At 37.4% G+C, this 16,472-nt stretch carries 10 protein-coding genes; 3 read left to right on the top strand and 7 right to left on the bottom strand.

Annotated features, from left to right (window positions below; translation table 11 throughout):
• Nucleotides 1-20 precede the first annotated feature (20 nt).
• Nucleotides 21-1,004, top strand: a complete 984-nt coding sequence (locus KYG33_RS00110; RefSeq protein ID WP_077415000.1) for a sterol desaturase family protein — start codon at nt 21-23, stop codon at nt 1,002-1,004.
• A gap of 60 nt (nt 1,005-1,064) precedes the next feature.
• On the opposite strand, the gene KYG33_RS00105 is transcribed toward KYG33_RS00110, so the two are convergent.
• The 4 genes from KYG33_RS00105 to KYG33_RS00090 all read right to left on the bottom strand — a co-directional run bounded on the left by KYG33_RS00105 (nt 1,065) and on the right by KYG33_RS00090 (nt 8,805).
• The gene (locus KYG33_RS00105) at nt 1,065-3,221 is read right to left on the bottom strand and encodes a glycoside hydrolase family 97 protein (RefSeq protein WP_077415002.1); all 2,157 of its coding nucleotides are present in this window, start codon (nt 3,219-3,221) and stop codon (nt 1,065-1,067) included.
• Between the two features lie 74 nt (nt 3,222-3,295).
• The gene (locus KYG33_RS00100; RefSeq protein ID WP_077415004.1) at nt 3,296-4,414 is read right to left on the bottom strand and encodes a SusE domain-containing protein; all 1,119 of its coding nucleotides are present in this window, start codon (nt 4,412-4,414) and stop codon (nt 3,296-3,298) included.
• 18 nt (nt 4,415-4,432) lie between these two features.
• A complete protein-coding gene (locus KYG33_RS00095; protein WP_077415006.1) occupies nt 4,433-6,034 on the bottom strand; it encodes a RagB/SusD family nutrient uptake outer membrane protein in 1,602 nt (533 codons plus the stop codon).
• Between the two features lie 11 nt (nt 6,035-6,045).
• Nucleotides 6,046-8,805 (bottom strand): SusC/RagA family TonB-linked outer membrane protein, encoded by a 2,760-nt coding sequence (locus tag KYG33_RS00090; RefSeq protein ID WP_077415866.1) that lies wholly within the window; start codon nt 8,803-8,805, stop codon nt 6,046-6,048.
• Between the two features lie 336 nt (nt 8,806-9,141).
• Between KYG33_RS00090 and metG the strand changes: the two genes are divergently transcribed.
• Nucleotides 9,142-11,178 (top strand): methionine--tRNA ligase, encoded by a 2,037-nt coding sequence (metG, locus tag KYG33_RS00085; RefSeq protein ID WP_180565551.1) that lies wholly within the window; start codon nt 9,142-9,144, stop codon nt 11,176-11,178.
• Nucleotides 11,179-11,410: 232 nt separating this feature from the next.
• Nucleotides 11,411-11,911, top strand: coding sequence for a hypothetical protein (locus tag KYG33_RS00080; protein WP_180565550.1), 501 nt, complete (start codon nt 11,411-11,413; stop codon nt 11,909-11,911).
• A gap of 194 nt (nt 11,912-12,105) precedes the next feature.
• Here KYG33_RS00080 and KYG33_RS00075 read toward each other — a convergent pair whose 3' ends face one another.
• The 3 genes from KYG33_RS00075 to KYG33_RS00065 form a co-directional block, all read right to left on the bottom strand.
• Nucleotides 12,106-12,810 (bottom strand): class I SAM-dependent methyltransferase, encoded by a 705-nt coding sequence (locus KYG33_RS00075; RefSeq protein WP_180565549.1) that lies wholly within the window; start codon nt 12,808-12,810, stop codon nt 12,106-12,108.
• Between the two features lie 179 nt (nt 12,811-12,989).
• The gene (locus KYG33_RS00070; protein WP_219072449.1) at nt 12,990-13,820 is read right to left on the bottom strand and encodes a siderophore-interacting protein; all 831 of its coding nucleotides are present in this window, start codon (nt 13,818-13,820) and stop codon (nt 12,990-12,992) included.
• Nucleotides 13,821-13,926: 106 nt separating this feature from the next.
• Nucleotides 13,927-16,137, bottom strand: coding sequence for a TonB-dependent receptor (locus tag KYG33_RS00065; RefSeq protein ID WP_180565547.1), 2,211 nt, complete (start codon nt 16,135-16,137; stop codon nt 13,927-13,929).
• Nucleotides 16,138-16,472 lie beyond the last annotated feature (335 nt).

Here is a 16,472-nt window from a genome sequence, read left to right as displayed (position 1 = left end):
TTTTTAGTTTTACAGAAAAAATGTTTGATTTCAGTAGTATGTTCCAAGCTGAGGGGCCAGATGTTGTTTACACATGGACCATCCCTGTGTTTGCTGTGATTATTTTTGTAGAAATGGCTTACAGCCACTTTAATAAAGAGAAAATTTACGAAACTAAAGATGTAGCAACCAATGTTCTTTTTGCTTTGCTCAACTATGGGTTAGACATCATCATGAAAGGGTTCTCTTTGTTTGTCATGATGTTTTTTTATCATCACCGTATTTTCGACTGGCAAGAGGGAATCTGGTATTGGATTGCTGTATTTCTCGCTCAGGATTTCGCTTATTATGTTCATCATTATGTAGATCATCACTCGCGTGTCTTCTGGGCTGTACATATTACCCATCACAATTCTGATTATTTTAACATCAGTACGGGATTCAGAAGTCCTGTTTTTCAACCTTTGTACAGGTATTTATTTTTCTCTCCATTAGCATTTATGGGCTTTCATCCATGGCATATTCTGGTTGCGTATTCTGCTATACAGATTTATGGCACTTTTGTTCATACACAATCTATTAAAAGCATGGGATTTTTAGAATATATCCTGGTTACTCCTTCTCATCATAGAGTACATCATGCTTGTAATATCAAATATCTGGACCGTAATATGGGAATGGGACTCATTATCTGGGATAAGATTTTTGGAACATTCGAAAAGGAGGATCCTGAGGTTCCTGTGAAATATGGCATTTATCCTAAGATGGAGTCTAAAGATCCGGCAACAACTCTATTCTATGAATGGCGAAGAATAGGAAAAGATATCAGACAGCCGGGACTTTCCTTCAAAGACCGTGTTAAGTATCTTTTTAACTCCCCGGGATGGAGGCATGACGGTACAGGTAAAACAGTAAAGCAGTTTCAAAAGGAATATCTTGAGAAAATAAAAAATAAGACTTCTGCGGTAAAAAAAGAGCCAGTTCCAGAAACAGAATATGAATATACTGAAGCATTGGATAAGTAAAAAAGATAACCCCGGATCCTGAAAATTCAATGATCCGGGGCACCTTAGTGTATCTTCAAATTATTTTACAGGCTTAATAGAAATTGCGAAACCGCCGCTTCTTACCATTTTAAAATTAATTTTTGACTTGGCTGTAATTTCTTTCTTATAGATATTATAGCTTTGAGGATTATCAATATAATCAGCATCTTTTCCATCTTCATAGATCGTTGCTTCATATTTCTTTCCTTTATCCAGGAATGAGAAGTCTACCGTATATTCACGTTTGTTTTCATCGGTAATACCTCCTACAAACCAGTTTTCAGTTCCTTTTGCTTTTCTTGCTGTAATCACATAATCACCAGGTTCAGCGGATAAGATTTTTGTATCATCCCAATCTGCTGCTACATCCTTGATAAACTGGAATGCATCCATATGCTTTTTGTAGTTTTCAGGAAGATCTGCAGCCATCTGAAGCGGCATATACATGGTTACATAAAGAGCCAATTGTTTTACCAGAGTAGTTTTTACGAAACGGTTATCTCCAGGGAAATAATAATCTAACTTCGTCTGGAAAATACCTGGTGTATAATCCATAGAACCTCCCATCCATCTTGTAAACGGAAGAACTGTCTGGTGATCAGGCTTGTTTCCTCCGAAAGCTTCGTACTCTGTTCCACGTGCTGCTTCTGCAGAAATGTAATTCGGGTAGGTACGGCTTTCTCCTGTAGGTCTTACAGATTCATGAGAATTGACCATGATTTTATAGTCGTTTGCTTTTTCAGCAATTCTATAGAAGTGGTTAATTGTCCATTGAGAATAATGATGTTCTCCTCTAGGAATAATATCTCCTACATATCCGGTTTTCACAGCATCATAACCGTATTTATTCATCGTTTGGAATGCTTTATCTGCCCATCTTTCGTAGTTTGTTGCAGAACCTGAAGTTTCATGGTGCATGATCAACTTAATTCCTTTTGAATGCGCATATTCATTCAACATTTTGATATCGAAATCCGGGTAAGGGGTAATGAAATCGAAAACAAATTCTTTTGAGTGTCCGAACCAGTCTTCCCAGCCGATATTCCAGCCTTCAATCAATAATCCCTGGAATCCGTTTTCTGCAGCAAAGTCAATATATTCTTTAACTTTTGTATTGTTTGCAGCGTGTTTTCCGTTTGGAGTCAATTTAGCAAAATCTGTTTTACCTAAATGAACATTTTCAGCAGTAGAATATGCCCACTGAGATTTCCCGATGATCATTTCCCACCAGACCCCCATGTATTTTGTAGGGTGAATATAAGAAGTATCGGTGTATTTTGTAGGCTCATTAAGGTTAAAGATCATTTTAGAATCCATTACCTGCTCTGCTTTCGGAGCTACAATAATTGTTCTCCAAGGGGTTACTGACGGAGTTTGAATATATCCTTTTGCTCCCTGTCTGTCAGCCGTCAAATGCGTTTTGAATTTATAATTCTGAGCATCTACTTCCAGGTGTGAAGCCGGATAATCTAATACCGCAGCTTCAGCAACGTTGATATATAAAGGCTCTTTTCCTTCTTTTTTAAGCATCAGCGGAGACTGAACTGCATTTTTCACCAATGACTGGGAAGCATTCGCATCAAATGCTTTGTCCCATTTTGAAGGAATTTCAGAAACTTTTGTTTCCTGATACTGGTATTCCTGAGAGTCATAATCTGCTACCATCCACCATGCTTTCATGTCGGTAGGGAAATCGATTTCAGAGTCTTCTTCTCTGATCACAAAGTAATTAAGATTCTTTTGCTGTGGGAATTCATATCGGAATCCTAATCCATCATTAAACAATCTGAACTTTACCACAATACTTCTGTCTGTAGAAGCCTGATTAAGGGTAACTGCCAGTTCGTTGTAATTATTGATATAGTTTTTCTTTTCTCCTAAAACCGGCTGCCAGGTTTCATTTTTGGAGTCTCTTTTTTCATCTGTTTTTGCAAAACCGTTATTCAGATCGTATTTTGCATCTTCTGATTTGGCTATTTCAGAAGCAAATTTTATGGCTGTGTCTTTAAATAATCTCAATCCCAATTTAGAATCTTCAACTACTACTGCACCGTTGTATTTCAGGTTATAGTAAGGTACTCCTTCTTTCAGCTGAAAACTCATTTCAAACTTCCCGTCCGGAGATTTTAAAGATTGGGCTTTCACACCTGTAAACATCATTGAGAGCAAAAGCGCTCCAACTGTAATTTTCTTCATAATGACTATTTATTAACTTTAAAAATAGATAAAGTGCTGCGGTAAAGCAGCACTTTGCTTTATTTTAGTTTGATTTACAATTTAGTAATGGTTAGCTTGTAATATGCTGAATTGTGTAAATCCAGTTCAATTTTATAATTACCTGCCTGAGAAACTTTGTATCCGCCATCTTTTTCTACGGTTCCTTCAGCATTGAAATAGGTTTGTACACCTTTTCCCGAAGTAAGCGCTTCATCATCTTTGTTCGGCTGGAATTTCATCGCCCAATCATCATTGGCTCGGAATTTAAATACTCCGGTATTAGATAATGCAATTGAATTAATCACAAAAGTTTTGGTTGCAGGATTATATACAAAATCTGTATCTGAGTTCCACCCTGTAGGGGTTGCATCACCAATAACACCAAAGTTTGCCAACACAGAAGAATAAGTGTTTGCGGCCCAATTTACCTTAATATAATAGGTTCCCACTGCAGGAGCTTTTATGTTCGGTCCATCTAATTTCAATTTTCCGGTATTGGTTCCATCGTCTCCTTTATTTCCGGGCCAGTCCTCATTGATAGAGAATTTATATTTACCATCATCATCACCAGAAACAGTGTTGATCCAAATAAACCCTCTGTATTCATCATTTTTTCCTGGAGAAAACAAATTCGGGGAATTTCCAGGAGTCCAGTTTGCATAACCTGCTGCTCCCGCATAACTACCAGGAACATTAATCTTAGGATATACCAAATCAGGGTTTGGAGTATAAGGTGTTACTTTAAGTGCAATTACATTTGAGTAAAAAATGGCTGATCCTACAGAAGTTTTCAACCTCGCCTCAATATCATTCACAGCATCCGGCACAGCTCCAATAGAAAACATTGCTGCATTCATTGCTGCATGAGTTACAGAGCCTGAAGTCATATCATTGGAGAAATCAATAACAGCACTTTTTTTGAAACCATCACCTTTGATTCCGAATTCTACTTTCTGATTGGGAACTACGGCAATACTAAACGTTGGCTTTGTCCATGTAAAACTGATTACAGCATCATTCGCATTGAGCTCATTAAGAACAATGGCACTTTTATCAGCAGATATCTTACTGGCAGACGTTTCATTAATAACAGCTTGATCCTCATCTTTTTCACAAGAAAAAACTAAAAGTCCGGTAAAAACCAGAGCTAATATTTTGAATAGATTTTTCATTTTTAACAGGATTTTAAATTAATATCCAGGATTCTGAATCAGATTAGGGTTTGCTACAATATCTTTCGCAGGTATTGGGAAAAGGTTTCTATAACTTTCTACCGCTTTACCATCTTTCACATTTCCTTTCCATGGCCAAACATAATCTCCTGTAGTATATTTGTTGAAACGGATAAGGTCACTTCTTCTGGTCATTTCCCATGATAGTTCTCTCCCTCTCTCATCTAAAATAAAGTTGAGATTGATAGAAGATACATCTCCGCTTGTATTTCCATAAGCACGCTCTCTCAGCTGATTAATATAACCGATTGCTGTAGCCTGATTTCCACCAGCGCCACCTCTTAAAACAGCCTCTGCATACATCAGATAGATATCGGCTAAACGGTATAAAGGGATATCAGCTTCAACCCAGTTGGTATGAGCTCCAACAGATCCGTTACTTTTAACATTTTTGAATTTGATAAATGCATATCCATCTGTGAAGGATCCTAAATCATTAATTTCTAAATTTTGTCCTGAAGTAAAGAATCTTCCTCTTTTATCACTTCCATTAGTAGGGAATAAGCCTACAAACGCTTTTGTCGTTCTTAAACCACTCCATCCTCCATTCACTCCAAAGTCAGCAGCTTTCATATCTCCACCTATTGCAGCATGAACAAGATAAGTTGTTCCACCGTTGGTCTGTGTATTGATTCCATCAAAATTTACACTTAAGATCTGTTCAGGGTTATTGATATTGTTATCTGCAAGGAACAAATCGTCATATTTTGGTTTTAAAGAATACCCTGCTGCAATCACTTTGTTACAATAAGTGATACAGTCCGTATTTCTCTGTGTTCCCGTATATACTTCTGCATTCAAATATAATTTTGCCAACAATGACCATACAGCAGCTTTATCTGCTCTTCCATATTCATTGGTTTTAGGATCTTTTAATTCTCCTGCTACAGCAAGCAATTCGGATTCAATAAAATTAAATAATGCTTTTCTTTCTATTCTCTGTGGTGGATTCACAGAACCCGGCAAATAGGATTCATCTACAAAAGGAACATTCCCGAACATATCTATTGCATGATAATATGACTGTGCTCTAAGAAAACGTGCTTCTGCTCTCATTAGTTTTGCCTGAGCAAGATTATCTCCAGTAATATTATTGGAAGCCAATTTTTCATCCGTTACATTTCTCAGAAACTCATTACAAAAAGCAATTTCCGTATATACTCTATAGTACATAGCAGCAATGAATTCATTGGAAGCATCCCAGGTCATTTTGTGAAGAGTATGAAGATTTCCGTCATTCCATCCAATCACAGCCTCATCGGTTGTGACAACATTCAGGGTATACATCAATCTGGTATATTGAGAGAAACCACCATTGATTCCGTTAATATCACTATCCGGCTGATCACCGTCTCCACTGATCTGCCCTCCCATAGCAAGCCCTCCGTAAAGTTTTGCCAAAACATTTTTATAGTTGGCAAAATCTTTATAAATACTGGCTGAAGTAACATCTGTGATAGGTTCTCTTTCAAGATCTTTCACACAAGAAGCTGCTGTCAATAAAAATACTGCTGAAAGAGGCAATACTATATTTTTAAGTTTAATTCTATTTAGTTTCATTGAATTCTTATTTAAAATTGAAAGTTAAAACCTAAAGAATAAATCTTAGGCATTTGGTAGTAACCGTTATCTATTCCACCAAAAACTTCAGGATCTACTCCTGAGTATTTAGTAATTACAAAGACATTCTGTGCCATCGCATATACTTTCAGATTACTCCCTTTTGTGAAAATTTCTCCGAAATTGTATCCGACATTGATATTATCAAGTCTCAGGAATGAAGCATTCTCAACATAAATATCTGATTTATACTGAGGAACAGAGAATTGATATTGAGGCGCTGTTGCGAACACATTTTGAAGATATTCGTTGGTAGATGCAGATTGTAAAGAACTATTGGAAGCAGCATTATTATATACATAATTTCCTAATACAGCTCTTGCACTTAATGCAAAATCCCAGTTCTTGTGAGATACTTTGGTAGAGAAACCTAAAATTGCATCAGGGGTTGTGGATTTGTAGTAATACATATCTTTTGTACTGATTGTACCATCGCCATTTCTGTCTACAAAAGCACCGTCAACAGGCTTTCCATTGGTATCATATACCTGCTGATATACCCAGAATGAATTAGGTGCATATCCCACTGCATGAGCCTGAATTCTGTTTCCTGAACCTCCTTCAATCCCTCCTACTTCCATATTGAAAGACTCATCTGCTCGGTCTTTAAGCTTCGTGATTACCGGTTTATAATGCGTAGCATTAAAGCTTACTTCCCAGGTTGTATTTTGGTTTTTAACCGGGATTACTGTAATACTTCCCTCAATACCCTCATTTTTCATATCTCCGACATTTTGCCAGCTCGCGTTACTTAAGCCTCCTGCCGGTTCATCAGCATATACAAGAAGATCTTTGGTATCTTTTCTGAAGACATCTATTGATCCGGTAATTCTGTTTTTATTAAACCCAAAATCCAATCCTAAGTTCTTGGTAGTAGTAGTTTCCCAGGTAAGATTCGGATTGTAGTTAGCAGGTCTGAACATAAAATAGAATTCATTTCCAAACTGATAGCCCGCTCCCTGATAACTTGGATTATAAGCTGCAAAAGCCGGATAATTATTAGGTTTGTTACCATTAAGTGCTGGCAATTCCTGCTGACCAGTTTTACCCCATCCTGCTCTTAGCTTTAATGTACTGATAGAGGATATATTTTTGATGAAATTTTCTTCGTTAAGCTTCCATGCTAAAGAAACTCCCGGGAAAACTCCCCATACATTATCTCTGGTTCCGTTGAAGAATCTCGAAGAACCATCTTTACGAACCGATCCTGAAATAACATATTTGTTAGCTATGGTAAAAATAGCTCTTCCATAAAATGAAATCAACGTATTCTGAGTTTTGAAGTCTAAATCTTGCGAGTTAATTCCTGTTCCTCTATAAGTGATCGCTCCTGGAAGATAAATATTGAAATCCTGATAAGAATACCCTGCAGTAATATCCACACCAGTATTAATAGCACTGATATTTTTCACATAATTAAAGTAGGTTTCCAAAAGTTTATTTTTCTTTTCCATAGAATAGAAATTTGAACTTCCTTTATCTTCAAAACCTGGTCTCAGACGAGCATCTTTAAACTTGTGTCCATCACTTTTTGTATAATCGTATCCAGCGTTCACATTGAAATGCAAGTCCGGAAGAAAGTGAAACTTATAATCTAACTGAATATTTCCCAATCCCCTTAGAACAGAAGACACATCTCTTACACCATTGATCATTCCAAGTGGATTCGAGTTGGCATTTACATTAAATCCTGTTGCAGATCCGGAATCCAGCCATTCATAATAACCACCATAATTAGAATTTCCTGAATATACTGGTTGTGTAGGATCAAAATAGGTAGCCGCCTTGATCACTCCTCCGTCTACAAATCTATTATCCGTAAATGTTCCTTTTGCATTTACATTCACTGATAAATGATTATCAAAGAATTTAGGGTTTAAGTTTAATCCTACAGAAGTTCTGCGGAAAGAATTTGATTTTACAATCCCGTTCTGCTCATTATATCCTAATGATAAACGGTATGGCAAACCTTTAATACCTCCTGAAAGGGCTACGTTATTATCTGTGCCCCATGCTGCCTGATAAATCTGATCCTGCCAGTCAGTATCAGCATTTCCAAGTTTGGTTTTATAGCCTGCTGGTGCATATGGATTGGTATTAACAAAATCCCTGAATTCCTGAGCGTTCAGCACATCCACTTTTCCCATTTTGGTAGAAACCGAAGTTACCGTTGAGAAATTCACTTTGAACTTTCCTGCTGTTCCTTTCTTAGTTGTAATAAGAATAACCCCATTCGAAGCTCTGTTACCATATATAGCAGTCGCAGAAGCATCTTTAAGAATATCAAATGTTTCAATATCATTAGGGTTAATTAAGGATAAAGGATCAGAAACACCATTCATCCCCACAAAATCTTGGGGAACTCCATCAATTACGATCAATGGGGAGTTTTCTCCACTTAAGGAAGATGTTCCCCTTATCCGGATCTTGGTTCCGGATCCTGGTGCTCCACTGTTATTGGTAATCTGTACTCCTGGTGTTTTACCCTGGATCAGCTGCCCTGCAGAAGTTGCTCCTCCGTTGAAGTCTTTTGCTGTGACTGAAGTTATAGAACCGGTAAGATCAGATTTTTTCTGCTTTCCATACCCGATTAATACAACTTCCTCAATTTTCTTCTCCTGAGGAACAGAGTCTTTAGTCTGCGCATGCATTATTGTGCTGGCCAATAAAAAAGCGGGCGCAATTTTCAATACTGTTGTAAAATTATTCACAATCATATTTTTTTATAGTTTCGTTTTTTCAGTCTTAATTCGGCTTGTAGCCAGACTCGCAATTTAAAAAAAAAATAGAATTATCGTAATTTTAATATAATTTTAGTTAAAATTATGTATATTACGAAACACTTTTTAGTTAGTTTTTTAAATTTCAATAATTTGCACCGTCTTATGCATTGCATAGTATTTGTATTAAATTAATATTTAGTTAAACAACCGTTTAACTTAAATTCATATTCAACCTTATAAAATTGCATTCTGCGTCATAATAACACCACCAATAGCGGTATTCAACAGATATTCCTTATCTTTGCAGTTAAAACTTTACTATAAATGTCAAACAGAAAGATGATTACGGCAGCTTTGCCTTATGCAAACGGGCCGGTTCATATAGGACATTTGGCAGGTGTTTATATTCCTGCGGATGTTTACGCAAGATTTCAGAGAAGATTAGGAAAAGATGTAGCGTTTATCTGTGGTTCAGATGAGCACGGAATTCCTATTACCATAAGAGCCAAAAAAGAAGGAGTTACTCCTCAGGATATTGTTGACAAATATCACGGGATCATTAAAAAATCTTTTGCTGATCTGGGAATTTCATTTGATGAATATTCAAGAACAACGTCTAAAAACCATTATGAAACCAGTCAGGATTTCTTTAAGGTATTATACGAAAAAGGAAAATTCACAGAAGAAATTTCTGAGCAGTATTTTGATGAGCAGGCAGGAGAATTCCTTGCTGACCGCTATATTGTAGGAACGTGTCCTAATTGTGGTAATGAAAATGCTTACGGAGACCAGTGTGAGAAATGTGGTTCTACCCTTTCTCCTTCCGAGCTGATCAATCCGAAATCTATGCTTAGCGGAAATGTTCCTATCCTTAAAGAAACAAAAAACTGGTATCTGCCATTAAACGAATACGAAGACTTTTTAAACGAGTGGATCATTGAAGGCCATAAAGACGATTGGAAGCCTAACGTGTACGGACAGGTTAAATCATGGCTGAATGACGGCCTTAAGCCTCGTGCGATGACCAGAGATCTGAACTGGGGTGTTCCGGTTCCGCTTCCGAATGCAGAAGGAAAAGTATTGTACGTATGGTTTGATGCTCCAATTGGTTATATTTCTTTTACCAAAGAATGGGCTGAGAAAAACGGAAAAGACTGGAAAGATTACTGGCAGAGCGAAAACAGTGACCTGGTACACTTTATCGGAAAGGATAATATTGTATTCCACTGTATTATTTTCCCTGCGATGATGAAGGCTCACGGAGATTATATCATGCCTAAAAATGTTCCTGCTTTTGAATTCCTGAACCTTGAGAACGACAAGATCTCTACTTCAAGAAACTGGGCAGTATGGGCTCATGAATATGTGGAAGACTTCCCTGGCCAACAGGATGTATTAAGATATGCTCTTCTTTCATCTGCTCCGGAAACAAAAGATAATAACTTTACATGGAAGGATTTCCAGACTAAGAATAATTCTGAATTGGTAGGTATCTTCGGAAACTTCATCAACAGAGTCGCTGTTCTTATTCATAAATATTATGACGGTGTTGTTCCGCAAGGAGATGTAAACAGTCCCGAATTGCAGGAAATAAATAAATCAGCAAAAGAAATCTCAGGATTCCTTGAAAATTATGAGTTCAGAAATTCACTAACTGCATTGATGAATCTTGCCCGTTTTGGAAACCAGTACCTTCAAACAGAAGAACCTTGGAAAACCATTAAGGACAACCCGGAAAAAGCAGCTCAGTCTTTATTCGTGGGAGCACAAATAGCTGTTGCTTTAGCTCAGTTATGTGAACCTTTCATACCTTTCAGCTCTGAAAAGCTATTGAACATGTTCAACGTTGAAAAGAAAGACTGGAATACGATTGAAAGTCAAGCAGTTTTAATTGAAACAGGACATAAAATCAACGAATCATCTCTTCTTTTTTCAAAAATTGAAGACGATGTCATTGAAGCTCAAATCCAAAAACTAGAGAACACAAAACAAAACAATAAAAAAACAAACCCTAACGCAAACCCTATGAAAGAAGAGATCACGTTTGATGACTTTACTAAAATAGACCTTAGAACAGCAACCATTACAGAAGCTGAAAAAGTAGAAAAAGCAGATAAATTATTAAAACTTACTGTAGACACAGGAGTAGATGTAAGAACTGTTGTTTCCGGGATTGCAGAAAGCTTCACTCCTGAAGAAGTAATCGGTAAGCAGGTAATGATCCTGCTGAACCTTGCTCCTAGAAAAATCAGAGGAATTGAATCTCAGGGAATGTTATTATTAACAACAAAACCAGACGGAAAATTATCTTTCGTAACACCGGATGACAGCAATGTTGAAAACGGTATTGAGATCGGATAATTAAAATCCTTATAAAGATCACAGGCTGTTTCATTAGAGACAGCCTTTCTTTTAAATAATACTTATTGTCAATAAAAGTGTTTTAAGAAAGCTTTCCAATCAGGAATTAGAGGGATATTTAAAAGAAGGCAACTGTTTTGTTCCGGAAGCCGTTCAGATTGCTTTTGAAATTCTGGAAGAAAGAGGACGTGTTTTCAGTGAGCAGGAAAAAGCCGCTGTTCAGGGATTGATTTTGCAAAAAAAAAAGGAAGCTGAAGAAGCAAAACGTACAGAAGAGGTAGAAGTATGGAAAGACCATATCACAGAAGATACGGAAGCTGTTAAGCTTTATTCTCGAAGGACTATTTTTGTCAGCTCCGTTTTTTTCTCTCCAATTCCGGGGTCTATTTTACTGTTCCTTAATTTAGTCAAACTAAAAAAATACCTTGCAAGCTTCTTAGCACTGGCATTTGGTTTTCTTTTTTTTATGTTTCAAAAATATGTTCTGGTTTCCCATTTTGACTTTGGCACCACTTCCAGATACAGTCCCGAAATTGGAGTCGTTGCAGTAGGTGCTTTGGGCTTACTTGTCATCAGCGTTTTAGCAACTCCAAAAAAACTTCCTTACCGTGCAGAATCTTATATTCTTCCAGTGATTTTATGTGCCGGAAACACTGTTCTGATGTATTTTTATTTTCAGGAATGGTTTTCTTTCTATCCGTTTGCAAGAGCCATCCATCTGTTCAGACAATAATAAGGAGCTGTTTCCCGCTATCCACTTTTACTCCTCGCGCCTGGCCCGGGGCCACAACTACATGCTGTGGGGTAACCGTTCCTATCGGGGCTAGAAGAGGTCCCAAAAACAAAAATTGCCATCCTGCTCAGAGAATGACAATGTATTATTTGTTGAGATTGCTTCGCTTTCAGCTCGCAATGACTTATTATCAATTATTTCTTAGTGAGCTTTGCCAAGTAAGAATCTTCGTCTTTTAAAACTCTTTCTATTTTGAAGCCGTTATTTTCAGCCGCATTTTTCAAAGTATTGAAATCAAGGTACAGCCAGGTAATCGGTTCTTCAGATTCGCCTTTATAATGAACTATGTAATCCAGTTCTCCGTAATATCCACCTGCAGGAATATACACTCCGCCATCTTTATCGCGGTCGAACATATAAAGAATATCCGTACTGTCAATGAGAATCTGCCCTTTATCATTTAATAAAGTATGCAGCTTCTGAAGATAGGTATCTATTTTAGCAAGCTTTTCAAAAACTCCTGTACCGTTCATCAATAATAAAATCGTATCAAAAGTCTCTCCTGAAAACTCAAGCATATTTTTGCAAACTGCTTTCTTAATTCCTCTCAGCTGGCAGACTTCAATAGATTTTGGTGAAATATCCAATGCGATTACCTCAAGATTTCTTTCATTTTGAAGATATAAAGAATGAGAACCTGCACCCGCTCCGATATCCAGAACCTTTCCTTCGGATAAGTCCAGTGCTTTCTGTTCAATATCGTTCATTTCTTCAAAATCTCTGAATAAATAATCCACCGGAAGTTCATCCAGCTCAGAAATTGATGTTTCAGTCTGCAGATCCTCCGGATTTTCATTGTGGTAATAATCCCAGATCGCTCTGCCCATTAAATCTTTCATAGTGCAAAGATAAGGGTTCGGGGTTCAATGTTCAAAGTTTTTAGTTGAATGTTGCTGGTTATGAGTTACTGGTTGCTGGTTGTTTTTGTTACTTGTCATTTCTTGGTCACCCGCAACTTTAAACTTTAAACTTTAAACTTTAAACCTTGAACCTTAAACTCTCTAATCCCTAAAACCTGCTATCTATCACCTATTTTCTGCTCCATCGAATCCTTCTCCCTATGTCTGTCCGCCTGCGATTCATTCTCTGCTACACCTGCTTTCCAGTAAGAATAAGCATATAATTCCTGTGAAGCCCAGTTTTTCTCTTTTCTCAGATAAGTACGGATTTCTTTTACGCTTGAAAATTCACAGGCAACGTAGCCAAATTTTTTAGTTTCGGGAAGATCAATGCTTTTTACGGCATTGGCAATTTCACTGCTGATCTGAGGTTGTGCATTGTGCAGCCATTTAAAATCAATCTGGGCTTTCGTTTCAAGCAGTTGTTCGTCTTCTTTTCCATGAACTTCGATGATACATATTCCTTTTGCTGTTTCAGGAAGAGTTTCCAAAATCGCACTGATCACCGGAATGGCAGTAGCGTCTCCCACCAACAGATACCAATCTGCAGCAGGATACAGTTCTTTTCCTTCCAAACGCATCATGACTCCAAGCTTTGAACCCGCTTCAGCTTCCCTCACCCATTTGGAGGCAGGCCCACCGTCTCCGTGATCTACAAAGTCGATGATCAATTCGTTTTTCTCCAGATCAATCCCTCTGTGGGTATAGGTTCTGATGGCTGGAGCCACTTCTTTAGGCGGGTATATCCACTGATGATTTTCATCCAGTGTTGGGAAATGAATCTCGTTCAAACCAACTGGAGGAACTGCAATCTTATTATTGTCTCCCACCATAGTATTTTTGAACAACTGAACTTCCGGTGAGTACAAATACACTCTGATAAAATGGTCAGTAATGTATTCTTTTCTGGTTACTTCGGCAACAATCTGCCCTGTTGAAATTTTAGCCATAACTGATTTTTTTTAAAATTAAAATCCGATTTCCGATCAATTTCAGAAACCGGATTTGAAATACAATATGTTTTCAGATCAAGGCATTTTTACCTTCATCTTATTTTTAAAATTCAAAAGTGTAAGAAAGGTTGAATGTTCTTCCTCTTCCTTTATAATTAAACAATTCAGGAAGTCCATATGTAGAATACAACACCTGGGAACGCTTGCTCCATATTGTCTGATAATCTGTATTAAATATATTCTGGATTCCTAAATTGAATTTCCCCCAGTTGAATCGGTATCCCATCATCAGGTCTGAAGTATTGTAACCTTCTACAACATTATTAAGCTCGTCTTTCTGCTTGAAATTCTGCAAAGACTGGAATCTGAATGACCAGTTTTTAATATTATATCCGATATAGGTCACCAATTTTGAAGGAGAAGCATTGTAAATTTCCTGTTTCTGCCACTCTCCTTTATTATCTACCTCAGATTTAATCAAAAGTCCGCTTGCTCCGAAATAAACCCCATTGCTTAAGGAATAAGAAACCTCAGCTTCGATTCCCATGTTTCTTAATTTTAAATCATTCACAAGAATCTGGAAGGTCTTTTTATCTACAGCTACCGTTTTATCAGAATTACTCAGGAAGCCAGCAATCTGAGCTCTTAAACCTCCTCTGTTAACGCGGTATCCTACTTCAAACTGATTGGTTTTGATAGCCTGCAGCGGCTGTTCTTTTACATTGATACTGGATACAACATCCCAGTTTGTCCCCACAAGCTTATATTGCCCGATACCATAGAACTTAGCAGGATCTGCTAAACTTGCTCCCTGGGAAAAGGTTCCCCAAACCTGATGCTGTTCATTGAATTTATATAACAATCCGGCATTGGCCAGGGTCACATTATAAGAACTTTCACCTCCCGGAATTGCAGATGCTGAGCTTCCATACCCCATTGCAATCTGTGTCTGCTGTTCTGAGCCCACAAAGTCGTCCATCTTCACATTGATATGCTGATAACGGATTCCTGCATTCAGTTGTAATTTCGGCAGGATATTATATTTTGCCTGAACATATCCGGCGTAACTCTGTGAATGATTGGTTGGATATCTTCCCAGACTGTATTTTGTTTCGTTGACTAAGCCCCCGCTGGACATTGTTTTTGCAATATCATAAACAGATTGGGTGCCCTCAAACTTTTCAAAATCGAAGTCTGCTCCATACGTAACATTCAGTCCTCTCCATGATTTGGATAATAAAGCTTTAATCCCAGAATAATAAGTATCCTGCTGTGAGGAGGACATGTAAGGTATTCTTCCTGTCTGCAAAGTAACATTTCCCGGGAATGGATAGAATCCTAATTTTTCACCTCGGGTAGCCAATTGCACATACAGGTCCTGTCCGCCTAAAATTCCGTTTCCATTATAAGCTACAGTAGCCATATAACGCTCCGTCCCAACATTTTTATCGGATGAGAAACCATCTCTCATTTCGAGTAATGAAGCATTTTTTGTAGTAAATGCGCTTAGATTTTCACCTAAAAATAAACTTCTGTCTCCATTAAATTTAGAATTATAATACTGAACAGAGGCTGTTATTTTATGTTTATTATTAAACTGATATCCTCCAGTAGCAAGGATGTCAATCGACTGGTTATACTGAAGATCCGTCTGTGTAATATCTGTAAAAAGCTGTTTCTGATCAGCTCCATACACCCCACCATTCTGCTGATAGGCTACTCCCAATCTCCCGAAGAATTTGTCTCCTTTAGCTGCAATAGACTGAGCAACACGGAAATCATGGTCCTCTTTTCCCATAAATCCTGAACGTACACCCAATTCAGTCTCACCGCTAATTCCTTTTTTGGAAGGAATCTTTGTAATAATATTGATAATTCCACCGGTAGCGTTACCTCCATAAATTGAACTTGCTCCTGAAAGGACTTCAATTCTTTCGATATTAAAAGGATCTATTGCATCCAACTGACGGCTTATTGCACGGATACTATTCAGAGAAACTCCATCTATCATCACGAGCGCAGAACGTCCTCTCATATTCTGTCCGTAATTGGTTCTTCCCTGTGGACCAATATCCATAGAAGGAATCAGAATCGACAACATCTCTTTAATTGGAACTCCGCTTTTGGCCTGTTCCTGGATCTTTTCTTTCTGTACTACCCAAACCGTTCCCGGAACTTCAGAGATTTTTGTAGGCTTTCTGGAGGCTACGATAACCACATCTTCAATACCTTTAGAGGCTATAGAATCTTTTACTGTCTGGGAAATCATCAACCCCGAAACCAAAAGACCTATGAATGCATACTGCTTTTTCATTCTTTCTACTTCAAATTTTTATAATCTCACAAAGATAATTCTTATTTAGAAAGAATAAAAATAACAAAATATGAAATTTCCCCTTATTTATAATTGTAAACATCTTTTTACAGAAAAGTTTTCTAAATCTGGATATATATAAAAACCATTAAGAAGGATTAAGGAATAAAGTATAGTTAAGATAAATCATTCTGATTAAGCTTAAAGCGAAGCTCATCTTAATACTCTAAACACCTTAATACAATCTTAATGTTTCAAAAAAGTTTAAAATTTGACATCTTCTTAAAAACGTAAAATCCCAGCCCAATGAAGGACCAGGATTTTACTAGTGAAAA

Source organism: Chryseobacterium sp. D764, from assembly GCF_019317325.1.
In the GTDB taxonomy this organism is placed as follows: domain Bacteria; phylum Bacteroidota; class Bacteroidia; order Flavobacteriales; family Weeksellaceae; genus Chryseobacterium.
The sequence above is the reverse complement of the archived record's forward strand: the minus strand, read 5'-3'. Positions and strand labels throughout refer to the sequence as shown.

What these genes read in the sequence shown, in the direction of transcription:
- KYG33_RS00110 (WP_077415000.1), top strand. Translation starts at nt 21, where the DNA reads ATGTTTGATTTCAGTAGTATGTTCCAAGCTGAGGGGCCAGATGTTGTT.
- KYG33_RS00105 (WP_077415002.1), bottom strand. Translation starts at nt 3,221, where the DNA reads ATGAAGAAAATTACAGTTGGAGCGCTTTTGCTCTCAATGATGTTTACA.
- KYG33_RS00100 (WP_077415004.1), bottom strand. Translation starts at nt 4,414, where the DNA reads ATGAAAAATCTATTCAAAATATTAGCTCTGGTTTTTACCGGACTTTTA.
- KYG33_RS00095 (WP_077415006.1), bottom strand. Translation starts at nt 6,034, where the DNA reads ATGAAACTAAATAGAATTAAACTTAAAAATATAGTATTGCCTCTTTCA.
- metG (WP_180565551.1), top strand. Translation starts at nt 9,142, where the DNA reads ATGTCAAACAGAAAGATGATTACGGCAGCTTTGCCTTATGCAAACGGG.
- KYG33_RS00075 (WP_180565549.1), bottom strand. Translation starts at nt 12,810, where the DNA reads ATGAAAGATTTAATGGGCAGAGCGATCTGGGATTATTACCACAATGAA.
- KYG33_RS00070 (WP_219072449.1), bottom strand. Translation starts at nt 13,820, where the DNA reads ATGGCTAAAATTTCAACAGGGCAGATTGTTGCCGAAGTAACCAGAAAA.
- KYG33_RS00065 (WP_180565547.1), bottom strand. Translation starts at nt 16,137, where the DNA reads ATGAAAAAGCAGTATGCATTCATAGGTCTTTTGGTTTCGGGGTTGATG.